8 protein-coding genes, 2 pseudogenes and 1 other annotated feature are annotated in these 11,827 nt (G+C 27.1%); of the genes and pseudogenes, 1 reads left to right on the top strand and 9 read right to left on the bottom strand.

All coding sequences use genetic code 11. From position 1 onward, the window contains the following. Positions 1 to 846: 846 nt before the first annotated feature. From glmS to metG, 8 genes and pseudogenes are all read right to left on the bottom strand, one after another. Positions 847 to 2,673, bottom strand: a complete 1,827-nt coding sequence (gene glmS / locus EGD97_RS11930) for a glutamine--fructose-6-phosphate transaminase (isomerizing) (RefSeq protein WP_127837527.1) — start codon at positions 2,671 to 2,673, stop codon at positions 847 to 849. 407 nt (positions 2,674 to 3,080) lie between these two features. Further along, positions 3,081 to 3,512: a Fe-S cluster assembly sulfur transfer protein SufU gene (gene sufU / locus EGD97_RS11925; protein WP_127837526.1), complete on the bottom strand. Its 432-nt coding sequence runs from the start codon at positions 3,510 to 3,512 to the stop codon at positions 3,081 to 3,083. Beyond that, the gene (locus EGD97_RS11920) at positions 3,502 to 4,740 is read right to left on the bottom strand and encodes a cysteine desulfurase (RefSeq protein ID WP_127837525.1); all 1,239 of its coding nucleotides are present in this window, start codon (positions 4,738 to 4,740) and stop codon (positions 3,502 to 3,504) included. The genes sufU and EGD97_RS11920 overlap by 11 nt, the downstream gene beginning before the upstream one ends. Then, positions 4,733 to 5,851: a Fe-S cluster assembly protein SufD gene (sufD, locus tag EGD97_RS11915; RefSeq protein WP_127837524.1), complete on the bottom strand. Its 1,119-nt coding sequence runs from the start codon at positions 5,849 to 5,851 to the stop codon at positions 4,733 to 4,735. The genes EGD97_RS11920 and sufD overlap by 8 nt, the downstream gene beginning before the upstream one ends. 46 nt (positions 5,852 to 5,897) lie before the next feature. Beyond that, entirely contained in the window at positions 5,898 to 7,313 is a 1,416-nt protein-coding gene (gene sufB / locus EGD97_RS11910; protein ID WP_127837523.1) for a Fe-S cluster assembly protein SufB, read from the bottom strand. Positions 7,314 to 7,333: 20 nt separating this feature from the next. Continuing rightward, positions 7,334 to 7,446, bottom strand: a pseudogene (locus EGD97_RS12820) (transcriptional repressor LexA); the annotation flags it as partial. Between the two features lie 19 nt (positions 7,447 to 7,465). Beyond that, positions 7,466 to 8,200 (bottom strand): Fe-S cluster assembly ATPase SufC, encoded by a 735-nt coding sequence (sufC, locus tag EGD97_RS11900; RefSeq protein WP_078683285.1) that lies wholly within the window; start codon positions 8,198 to 8,200, stop codon positions 7,466 to 7,468. 340 nt (positions 8,201 to 8,540) lie between these two features. Further along, the gene (gene metG / locus EGD97_RS11895) at positions 8,541 to 10,484 is read right to left on the bottom strand and encodes a methionine--tRNA ligase (protein ID WP_078683286.1); all 1,944 of its coding nucleotides are present in this window, start codon (positions 10,482 to 10,484) and stop codon (positions 8,541 to 8,543) included. A gap of 231 nt (positions 10,485 to 10,715) precedes the next feature. Continuing rightward, positions 10,716 to 10,975: a binding site (T-box leader), on the bottom strand. 206 nt (positions 10,976 to 11,181) lie between these two features. Here metG and EGD97_RS12765 point away from each other — a divergent pair. Continuing rightward, positions 11,182 to 11,277, top strand: a pseudogene (locus EGD97_RS12765) (RNA polymerase sporulation sigma factor SigH); the annotation flags it as partial. A gap of 317 nt (positions 11,278 to 11,594) precedes the next feature. Here EGD97_RS12765 and EGD97_RS11885 read toward each other — a convergent pair. Then, positions 11,595 to 11,827, bottom strand: a 233-nt coding sequence (locus tag EGD97_RS11885; RefSeq protein ID WP_456064400.1) for an EF-Tu C-terminal domain-related protein, incomplete at its 5' end; no start/stop codon positions are given.

Genomic DNA, 11,827 nt, shown 5'->3' with positions numbered 1-11,827 from the left:
TTATTGATTCTCTTTTTTGTACAAAATTATTTTCCACTTTTCGTACAAAATTATATTGACATTTACATCTATATCAATTCTATATCTTTTTTTATTTTATAAATATATATTAAAATTATGTTTTTTGTTTAATCAATAATTAAATTTTATATTTATAATCTTATATCAATATTGTAAATAAATTGTTTTTAATTAATAGATATTATAACTTAAATTATTTAATTTGAATATATAAAATTCTATAGAATTAATTTTTAAATGAAAGCTCCTAAACAAATAAAAAAATTAGAAATAAAAAATATATATTTATATATATTTATATAAACAAAATCTTTTTATGTTAATAAAACTACTGATTTTATTTTCAATTATACTAATTAATTTTTTAATGATTAATAAATGTAATAATACGAACACCATAAATATAATAATTGTATGTTTAGTACTTTGCATAAGTATATCATTTATTTTTAATCTACTAAAAAACATATTAACTCTTAATGCAAAATTTATAAAAAATCAATTTAATGACTCATGATATATAAATTTTAAAAAATTTATATAATAAAAAATTTTTCCCATAATATAAATCCTAAAATAGTAATTATTGGAATATTCATCTCATAAAAAACAATATTTTCAAATTTTAATAGATATTTTAAAAAAGATTTAAAGGCATCTAAGAAAATAAAACTCAACAAAAAAGAGAAAATCAGGCTTTTATATCTGATTTTCTCTCTATTTTTTTAAACAACTTTTTTTCTATTTGAACGATTTTTTTACAGTTGAACAAGTTTATTTGTAGAATACAGTATAATACAATACTCAATCAACTAAACATTTTATTTATTCTACTGTAACTGATTTAGCTAAATTTCTTGGTTTATCAACATCACAGCCCTTTTGTACTGCTATATAGTAAGAAAGAAGCTGAAGAGGTATTACTGAAAGTACTGGTGAAAATACATCATGTGTTTTTGGAATATAAATAGCAGAATCTACAGTTTTTTGTATATCCTTATTTTCTTCAAAAGCAATAGCTAATACATTAGCTCCTCTTGTTTTAACTTCTTTAATATTACTTACCATTTTTTCAAATAAATCCTTTTGAGTTGCAAGAGATATTACTACTGTTCCATTTTCAACTAAAGCTATTGGTCCATGTTTAAGTTCTCCTGCTGCATAAGCTTCTGAATGAATATATGATACTTCCTTAACTTTTAAAGAACCTTCTAAAGCTGCTGCATAATCTAATCCTCTACCTAAAAAGAACATATCTTTATGCATATAAGTCTTTGAAGCAAATTTTTGAATTACTTCTTTGTGCTTTAATAATTCTTCAGCTTTTTCAGGAAGTTTAAGCATTTCTTTCTTTAATTCTTCTATTTCTTCTTTGGATAATGTTTCTTTAAGCTCTGCAAAATAAAGAGCTATTATATAAAGTGCAATAAGCTGAGTTACATAAGCTTTTGTAGAAGCAACTGCAATTTCCGGCCCAGCCCAAGTATATAAAACATCCTCGGCTTCTCTTGATACAGAACTTCCTACTACATTTGTAATAGCTATAACTCTTGCTCCATGATTTTTAGCTTCTCTAAGTGCTGCTAAAGTATCTGCTGTTTCTCCTGATTGGCTTATAACTATCATTAAACTTTTTTCATCTATTATTGGATTTCTATATCTAAATTCAGATGCTATATCAACTTCTACTGGAATTCTAGCTAATTTTTCTATAACATACTTTCCTACCATTCCAGCATGGTAAGCTGTACCACATGCTACTATATAAACTTTATTTATATTTTCAAGCTGCTCTTTTGTTAATGTAATTTTATCTAAAGTTACAGGCTTTCCTAATACAATTCTTGACGACATTGTATCTTTTATTGCCTTTGGCTGTTCATGAATTTCTTTTATCATAAAATGTTCAAAGCCGCCTTTTTCTGCAGCATCTGCATTCCAAGTTACATGATATATATCTTTCTTTATTTCTTCTTCATCTTCTGTAAGAAGTTTTACTCCATCTTTTGTAATAACTACAAATTCTTTATCATTTAAAAGATAAATATCTCTTGTATAGTTTAAAATAGCTGGAATATCTGAAGCTATAAAATATTCATCTTTTCCAATTCCTACTATAAGAGGACTGTCTTTTCTAACTGCTACAAGTTTTCCTGGTTCATGAGTTGAAACTACACCTATAGCATAACTTCCTTCCATTTTTGATGCAGCTTTCATAACTGCCTTTTCTAAATTTCCGTCGTAATAATAATCTATAAGATGAGGTATAACCTCTGTATCAGTTTCTGATGTAAATTTATATCCTTTTTCTATAAGCCACTCTCTTAGTGCTATATAATTTTCTATTATTCCATTATGCACTACACTTATAGTGCCATCTCCATTAGAATGTGGATGTGAATTAAGATCTGAAGGTTCACCATGAGTTGCCCATCTTGTATGTCCTATACCAATCATCCCATGTATTGGATTTTCATTTAATTTTGCTTCAAGGTTAGAAAGTCTTCCTTTACATTTTGTAACTTTTAATTTATTATTTTCTATTATCGCTACTCCTGCTGAATCATATCCCCTATATTCAAGTTTTGAAAGTCCACTTACTAAAATTGGTGATGCTTCCTTTTTCCCTACATATCCTACTATTCCACACATATTACAAATCTCCCTTTCTTTTTCATAATTTAATTTTAGCAATAATTATATTTATGATTTTTTATAAAAGAAAGGTTTTAAGCACATAGGCTGATGTTGTTCCAAGAATCACTCCTTGGGTTTATCAGCTTTTAACGATAGTGCAATACCGTGGGACATCCGCCGAAATCTCGATACTTCCCATCCTCGTCAACTTAAGATTTATTACATTCTTAAGTTCTGGCGCTTTAATTTAAATTTTTTACAACTCTACCCTCCTTTAAATTTCTCACCTTTCTTTCTATAAAACACATCTATTATATTATATGAAAAATTATATAGTTTGGTCAATGTTTTAAATAAATAAAAAATAGAAAATATTGGGCTATAAAAGTTGTTTATTCCAATATTTTCTATAAATATTTAAATTATTTATTTTTATTTATTGCTTCTTTTAATGTGTGCCATGCAAGTACTGCACATTTAACCCTTGCTGGCATATTAGAAATATTTTTTAATGCCATAGCATCCTCAAGCATTTCTAATTCATTTTCATCTGTAATTTCTCTTTTAATCATTCCTATAAATGTTTCTATTAATTTTAAAGCTTCTTCTTTTGATTTCCCTGTAATTATATCAATCATCATAGAAGTTGAAGCTTGAGATATAGCACAACCATTTCCTGTAAAAGCTGCTTCTTCAATAATATCTCCATTAAATTTTAATTCAAGCTCTATATCATCTCCACAGCTTGGATTATGACCTCTTTCTGTGCATGTTGCATGATCTAAATGTCTTTTATTTAATGTATTTTGGCTGTGTTCCAATATAAGTTCTGTATATATTTGACTAAGATCCATAACCTAACCACTTCCTTGCATTTTTAATACTTTCTATAAATATATCTATTTCTTCTTTTGTATTATAAAAATAAAAGCTTACTCTTGATAAAGCTGGAACCCCTAAATATTTCATTAAAGGTTGTGCACAATGATGGCCTGCTCTTATTGCAACTCCATAAGTATCTACAATACTTGAAATATCATGAGGATGACATCCTTGAACAGTAAAAGATATTATTCCTCCTCTATTTTCTAAATTTTTAGGGCCATATATTTTAATATATGGAAGCTTAATCATTTTATCTAAAGCATAAGCAGTAAGTTCTTTTTCATAATTATAAATATTATATAGCCCTATATTTTCTAAGTAATCTATAGCTGCAGAAAGCCCTGCAGTTCCTTCAACATTTTGTGTTCCTGCTTCAAATTTAAAAGGAATTTCTGCAAAGGTAGTTTCCTGTTCTTCAACATATTCAATCATATCTCCACCTAATAAAAAAGGTGGCATATTCTCTATAAGCTTCTTTTTAGCATATAAAACGCCAATTCCCATTGGGCCTAGCATTTTATGGCCTGAAAACACTAAAAAATCTGCATCTAAATCTTTCACATCAACTTTCATATGTGGAACACTTTGTGCTGCATCTATTAAAACTACTGCTCCTTTAGAGTGGGCGTATTCTATAATTTCTTTAACTTCATATATTGTTCCAAGTACATTAGACATTTGTGCAATTGATACAATTTTTGTTTTATTAGTTATTTTTTCTTTCACTTCTTCCATTGAAAGCCTAAAATCAGAATTTAAATACATATATTTAAGAATAGCACCACGAGTTTTTGCTACTCTCTGCCATGGAATAATATTACTATGATGTTCTGAAATACATAAAACTATTTCATCTCCAGGCTTTAAAAAATTCATTCCATATGAATTTGCTACAAGGTTTAAAGATTCAGTTGCATTCTTTGTAAATATTATTTCTTTTGATGATGACGCATTTATAAATTTCTTTACCTTTTCTCTGGTGTTTTCATAAATTTCTGTGGCTGCAACTGACAAATAATGTGCTCCTCTATGTGGATTTCCATTGTTTATTTCATTATAATTTTTTATTGCATCAATAACTTGTTTGGGTTTTTGAGTTGTAGCTGCATTATCAAGATATACTAAATGTTTATCATTTATATCTTTTAAAAGAATAGGGAAATCGTTCCTTATTTTGTTTACATCAAAATTATGCATTTACAATCCTCCTGTGTATTTCTTTGGTTATTTCTTCTTTTAAATATTCCATTGGAATTTTATCAATTATTGGTGTAAAAGATGCTTCTACTATAAGTTTTTTAGCCTCTTTTTCATCTAATCCACGACTCATTAAATAAAATAATTTATCACTATCTATTTGACCTGCACTAGCTGCATGCTGACCTTCTACATCATCTTCTTCACATAAAAGCAGAGGAATTGCATCAGCCTTAACTGTTTTATCTAAAAGTATAGCATATTCTTCTTCAATTCCTTTAGAACGACTTGCACCTTTTTTAAAATTTAAAGTACCTTTAAATATTTTTTTTGCATTGTCTTTTAATGCACCTCTAGTTTCTATATTGCTTATACTTCTTCTTCCTTTATGATTTATTAAATAGCTTAAATCAATATATCTTTTCCCATCAGCTAAATATATAGAACTTATATTTGCTTCACTATTTTCTTCCTCTAAATTATTTATATAATTTGTAGTACTAATTTCTGCTCCAAGTTCAATTTGTATAGAATTTACTTTTGCCCCATAGCCTTCAAAAGCTATATGACTATCAAAATGCTTAGAATTATCGTTAAGTCTTTGAAGTTTTACTATGTTAATGACAGAATTTTTTTTTGCATATATTTTAGTTAATCCATTATGAAAAGCTTCAACATCATCTTTAGTTGAATAATCTATGACTATAGTAATTTCACTGTTTTCTTCTGCTATTATTATATTTTTATCTATAACTACTGGATTTTCTTTATCTATTTTATATTCAATTTTTATTGGATCCTTTAATTTTATATTTTGGGGTATATGAATGAAAATTCCTGAATTGTAATATTTTTCTGCTAAATCTATAAATTCTTTTGATACTCCAAAATCTTCTTTCTTATTATTAAAATATTTTAAATATTGATTATAATCTATATCTGAACTCATTTTTTTAAGTGTAATATCTGAAATTTCATAACTTTTTATGAAATCTTTGTTATAAGTTAAATTTTCTTTAATTTTAAAATTGTTTAATATATTTTCATTTACTTTAAGCCATCTCCATGTTATAACTGGAAGAGTATTTAAAGCTGTGTTTTCTATTTTCAAAGTACTGTTCCTCCTTTTATAATTTTTGTTTAAAATAATCTACTTTTTATCCTATAGTTCCTTCAAGTTCAAGCTTGATTAAATTATTCATTTCCACTGCATATTCAAGAGGAAGCTCTTTTGCTATAGGTTCTACAAAGCCTCTAACAATCATAGCTTTTGCTTCTTTTTCACTTATACCTCTGCTCATTAAATAAAATATAGCATCATCACTTATTCTTCCTATTTTAGCTTCATGTCCTATATCTACATCATCATTCATTAAATCTATAACTGGAATTGTGTCTGATTTTGATTTATTATCAAGCATAAGCGATTCACAAGATATTGTTGATTTTACATGGTGAGCGTTATGCGCTACACGTAATGCCCCTCTATATAATGCCTTTCCTCCATCTTTTGATATTGATTTTGAATTTATAGTTGAAGTAGTATAAGGAGCTGCATGAATAACCTTAGCACCAGTATCAAGATTTTGTCCTTTACCTGCAAAAGTTATTCCTGTAAATTCTACTTTAGATCTTTCACCTTTTAATATAGTCATTGGATATAACATAGAAACTTTAGATCCAAATGAACCCGATACCCATTCCATTATTCCATCTTTTTCTACTATAGCTCTTTTGGTATTTAAGTTATACATATTTTTAGACCAATTTTCTATAGTACTGTATCTAAGCCTTGCTCCTTCTTTGACAAAAAGTTCAACACAGCCTGCATGAAGATTGTTTACATTATACTTTGGTGCTGAACACCCTTCTATAAAATGAAGTTTTGCACCTTTTTCAACTATTATAAGTGTATGTTCAAATTGTCCAGCTCCTGGTGCATTAAGTCTAAAATAAGATTGAAGAGGAATATCTACCTCTACACCTTCTGGAACATAAACAAATGATCCTCCAGACCACACTGCCCCATGAAGTGCTGCAAATTTATGATCATTTGGTTTAACACAAGTCATAAAATATTCTTTAACTATGCTTTCATATTCTTTAACAGCTGTATCTATGTCTGTATAAATTACCCCTTTTTTAACTAAATCTTCTTTTATACTGTGATAAACTACTTCTGAATCATATTGTGCTCCTACTCCTGCAAGTGAAGTTTGTTCTGCTTTTGGAATACCTAAAATATCAAAAGTTTTTTTAATTTCTTCTGGTACTTCTTCCCATTTGCCTTTCATTTCTGTATTGGGTTTAACATATGTTACTATATTTTCAATGTGAAGATCTGTTAAATCTGGTCCCCATGGAGGTAGTTCCATGCTATTATATATTTCTAAAGACTTTAATCTAAAATCTGTCATCCATTTAGGTTCATTTTTTTCTTTTGATATTTTTAATATAATATCTGAAGATAATCCTTCCTCTGTTTTAAAACTGTATTTAAATTCATTTTTAATATCATATATTCCTCTATTTGGCTCATTTACATAAGTCTTTTTTATGATTTTTTCTTCCATTTAATTCACCTCTTATTTAATATAACTTCAATTTTAGTTATATTATCTTTCAATAATTCGATTGCTCTAGATTTAGTGGGATTTCTTTTTATAAGACCTTTTTTTCTAATCGTTCTAGATTCCCATGAACAGTATAGAAGTTAATTTAAAATTTACTTAAAAGCTTCATATCCATTAGCTTCTATTTCTTTTGCTAAAGAAATATCTGAAGTTTTAACAATTTTTCCATCTATTAATATATGAACAAAATCCGGTTTTAAATAATCTAATATTTTATTGTGGTGAGTTATTATAAGTATAGAATTTTCACTGTTTTTTAAAGAATTAACTCCTTGTGATACTGTTTTAATAGCATCTACATCAAGGCCTGAATCAGTTTCATCTAAAATAGCAAGTTTTGGTTCTAATATTGCCATTTGAAGTATTTCATTTTTCTTTTTTTCCCCACCAGAAAAGCCTTGATTTAAGTATCTTTGTGCATATTCTTCTTTCATATTTAAAAGATCCATTTTTTCCTTTAAAGCTTTTTTAAAAGTTAAAATTTTTAAGGGTTTTCCTGTAATAGCCATTTTTGCTGTTCTTAAAAAATTTTCTACAGTAACCCCAGGTATTTCTTCTGGGTATTGAAATGATAAAAATATTCCTCTTTTAGCTCTTTCATCTGCTTTTAAGTTATTAATAACTTCATTTTCAAAAATAATTTCACCATCTAATATTTCGTATTTTGGGTGTCCCATAAGAGTGTTAGCTAAAGTTGATTTTCCTGCACCATTAGGTCCCATAATTGCATGAACTTCACCTTTGCCTATTTCTAAGTTTAATCCTTTAAGTATTTGCTTATCATCTATTTGAGTTTTTAAATTTATTATTTTTAATAATTTATCCATATTTATTATCTCCTCCAAAATATATGAGTATTTTACTCTGAATTAATATTACAATTAATTGTTATTTATTTATGTGATTTAAATCACTTTTTATGATATATGAGTATTTTACTCTGAATTGTCTTATTATATCCTACTATTTTACTCAGAATTAGTCAATATTAATTTTTATAATATCTTAATATGTAAAGTTTAATTTACATATTAAAAATTAGGTATAAAAAAAGGAGCTATAAACATTAAAGTCATAGCTCCTTTTTTTTAAATTATAATTATAAGTATCATAGAGTATATAAAAATCAATTTATTTTAGTAAAATTTTTCTATGTTAAGAAATTTTCTATCTTACCTGACTTCCTGTTGGAAGATCTCCTGGTATTGTTACAGCAAATAGCTTGCTATCATCATCAGTTGATGCAGCAAGAATCATACCTTGAGAAATTTCTCCTCTTAATTTAACAGGTTTTAAGTTAGCAACTAATACTACATATTTACCTATTAAATCTTCAGGTTTATAATATTGTGCTATACCTGAAACTACCTGTCTTTCTTCTCCTCCTAAATCTACCTTAAGCTTTAAAAGCTTTTTAGCGCCTTTAATATGCTCACAGGATATAACCTTAGCTACTCTTAAATCTATTTTTTCAAAATCTTCTAATGTTATTTCTTCTTTAATTGGCTTAATAGAAGTCTTTTCTTCTTCTTTTTTATTTTCTGACTTAAGCTTTAAATCTTCAAGCTCTTTAAGTTTAGATTCTACATCTATCCTTGGAAATATAGGCTCTCCTTTTTTTACTTTTGTATTAGCTTCAGTACCATCAAATGCTGATAAACTATCCCAAGATATTAAGTTAATAGAAAGCTGCTCATTTATTTTGGAAGCTGTTGAAGGTAAAAATGAAGATATTAATACAGATACAAATCTTAATGCTTCAGCTAAATTATATAAAACTGTTCCTAATCTATCTTTCTTGCTTTCATCTTTTGCAAGTATCCAAGGTGTTGTTTCATCTATATATTTATTAGCCCTTCTTATAAGTGTCCAAATTTCACCTAAAGCTTCTGGAATTCTTAATTTATCTATATTTTCTTCTACCTTTTTAGGTGTATTTAAAGCTAATTCTATAAGCTCATTATCTATTGATTCTTTTGCAATTGGAGCAGGTATAATACCTCCAAAATATTTTTCTATCATTGCTACTGTTCTAGATAAAAGATTTCCTAAATCATTTGCAAGGTCAGAATTTATCTTTTTTATAAATATTTCATTATTAAATAGTCCATCTGAACCAAAAGGTATTTCTCTTAGCAAATAATATCTTATAGCATCTACCCCAAAATGTTTTGCTAAAATTACTGGATCAACCACATTCCCCTTAGATTTTGACATTTTACCTCCATCAACTAAAAGCCATCCATGACCAAATACCTGTTTAGGAAGTGGAAGTCCAAGTGCCATAAGCATAATAGGCCAGTAAATTGTGTGAAATCTTAGTATATCTTTCCCAATTAAATGTACATCTGCAGGCCAATATTTTTCATAAAGTTCTGTATTTTCTCCATTATATCCTAAAGCTGTTATGTAGTTTGATAAAGCATCTATCCAGACATAGACTACATGACCTTTATCAAATTCTACAGGTATACCCCAATTAAATGAAGTTCTAGAAACACATAAATCTTGAAGACCTGGTCTTAAAAAATTATTAAGCATTTCATTTTTTCTTGATTCTGGCTGAATAAACTCTGGATGAGTTTCTATATATTCAATAAGTTTGTCAGCGTATTTTGACATTTTAAAAAAGTAAGCTTCTTCTGTTTTCTTTTCGACTGGTCTTCCACAATCTGGGCAATTACCGTTTATAAGTTGAGTTTCAGTCCAAAAGGATTCACAAGGTATGCAGTAATGTCCTTCATATGAACTTTTATAAATATCTCCTTGTTCATAAAGTTTATTAAATATTTTTTGAACTGCTTTTTCATGATAACTATCTGTTGTTCTTATAAATTTATCATAACTTATATTCATTAATTTCCAAAGATCTTTTATTCCTGCGACTATTTCATCTACATATTCTTTAGGAGTAACTCCTCTTTCTTCTGCAATTCTTTGAATTTTTTCGCCATGTTCATCTGTACCTGTTAAAAAGAATACATCGTAACCTGTTAATCTTTTAAATCTTGCTAAAGCGTCTGCAGCTACAGTTGTATAAGTATTTCCAATATGCAAATTAGCTGATGGATAATATATTGGTGTTGTAATGTAGTATGTTTTTTTATCCATAAAATCTCCTCCTTTAAATAAAAGATTTATTACTATATCAATTGTTTTTAATATAAAACATTATATATATGTAAATTAAATAACTATTTCATCTGCATTTTTATCTTTTGTATCCAATAAAACATTATATATAAATTAAATAAAAAAACATAAGAATAAAATTTATATAAAGAATTTATGTTAACATTATACATATATAAATTTAAAAAAACCTCTATGCAGAAAATTCTACATAGAGGCGTAATATACGCGTTACCACTCTAATTCGTATCTATGTTACCATAGATACCTTGCTAAGTGACTCTATCTATTTATTATAAAAATAGATTTTTATCACTGTGCATTATAACGGATGCTGCCGTATTATCCTACTTTTATTCAGATAATATGCTCAGGGGCCATGTTCACAAATTTTCATACTGCTGGCTTTCACCCTCTCCAGCTCTCTTTTAAGCATTCCCATTTGTTACTCTTCCCTTCAATGCATTTAATTACATAATATATTATATATATTATTATGTCAATAATTATTTGAGTTTATACAAAATGCATATGATTGAGTTAATTCTTCGCTTGATAATTCTTCTGTTTTAAGCATTTGAGTTTATACAAAATACTTATGTATGTAATTTCAATTTTGCAAATACAAGCAAAATTGAAATTATTATAATATCTTAATATATTATAATTTCTGTTAATAACTATTGATTTAAATAAACATGCAAAATCTATAGATAATGCACTTCAAAGAGTAAAAAGAAAACTTGAAAAAAGTCTATATAAAAATAATTAAAAAATCACCAGTAAAACCGCTGCTAATGTTATAAAATTCTTGAGACATTTTTTAAAATGGTTGATATAATTATTTAAATTTATGTAAATAATTATATAAAAAAGGAAGGGCGTCCCCTTCCTTTTTTATTATAAATATGTTTTTTTATTATAAATATGTTTTGTAATATTTGTAATATATTCTAGTAATTTAAAATATAATTTATTAAAATATATTTTAAATAAACATATTTTTTTAAACTTTTTTAAATATACTTTACTAATGCGCATTAAATTTTATTATTAATATTTAATAGTTTTAATTTGTAATTATTTTAATTACTCAACTATTTTAGTAACAACACCTGAACCAACTGTTCTTCCGCCTTCTCTTATAGCAAATCTTAATCCTTCATCCATTGCTACTGGTGTTATTAGTTCAACGTTCATGTCTATATGGTCTCCTGGCATTACCATTTCTACTCCTTCTGGTAATTTTATTGTGCCTGTTACGTCTGTTGTTCTAAAATAAAATTGTGGTCTATATCCATCAAAAAATGGTGTATGTCTTC

This window comes from Clostridium prolinivorans, assembly GCF_004011155.1.
In the GTDB taxonomy this organism is placed as follows: domain Bacteria; phylum Bacillota; class Clostridia; order Clostridiales; family Clostridiaceae; genus Clostridium_AT; species Clostridium_AT prolinivorans.
Note: the sequence above shows the minus strand (reverse complement) of the source record. Positions and strands in the feature narration are given on the sequence as shown.